General features: G+C 44.5%; 1 protein-coding gene. It reads right to left on the minus strand.

The window, feature by feature from the left end; all coding sequences use genetic code 11:
• A partial coding sequence (locus tag A3757_RS03685) for a 3-hydroxyacyl-CoA dehydrogenase NAD-binding domain-containing protein (protein ID WP_231878207.1) occupies positions 1-681 on the minus strand: 681 nt, incomplete at both ends.

Consider the following 681-nt stretch of genomic DNA (forward strand, 5'->3'; position numbering starts at 1 on the left):
AACCATCATACGCTCGATGATTTCTTCATCTGTAAATTCATTGTTGTTAAGAACAACAGGCTTGATCATGTCGTAAACGCCTTCGTCCTTCACTTTCTTCTGCTTACCTTTACGGTCTAGCTCGTAAGTGTAGAAGCCTTTGTCGTTCTTCTGACCGTAGCGGCCATCTTCAAACATAACTTCCATCGCAGTACGGAACTCATTCTTCATGCGATCAGGGAAGCCTTCAGCCATGACTTCACCAGCGTGAATAGCTGTGTCCATACCTACAACGTCTAGCAAGTAAGCAGGACCCATAGGCCAACCGAATTTCTCCATGATCTTATCAACGCGCTGGAAGTCAGCACCGTCACGTACTAGCGCAGCAAAGCCACCGAAGTATGGGAACAAGATACGGTTAACTAGGAAACCTGGGCAGTCGTTAACAACAACAGGCGTCTTACCCATTGCTTTAGCGTAAGCAACTGTCGTAGCGATTGTTTCTTCGCTAGTTTTCTCGCCACGGATAACCTCAACAAGAGGCATCATGTGTACAGGGTTGAAGAAGTGCATACCACAGAAGTTTTCTGGGCGCTTCAAGTTCTTAGCTAGCAAATCAATAGAGATTGTTGAAGTGTTTGAAGTCAAAATTGTATCTTCAGATACTTGATCTTCTACTTCACAAAGAACGATGTCTTTAAC

It is taken from the genome of Oleiphilus sp. HI0117 (assembly GCF_001635235.1).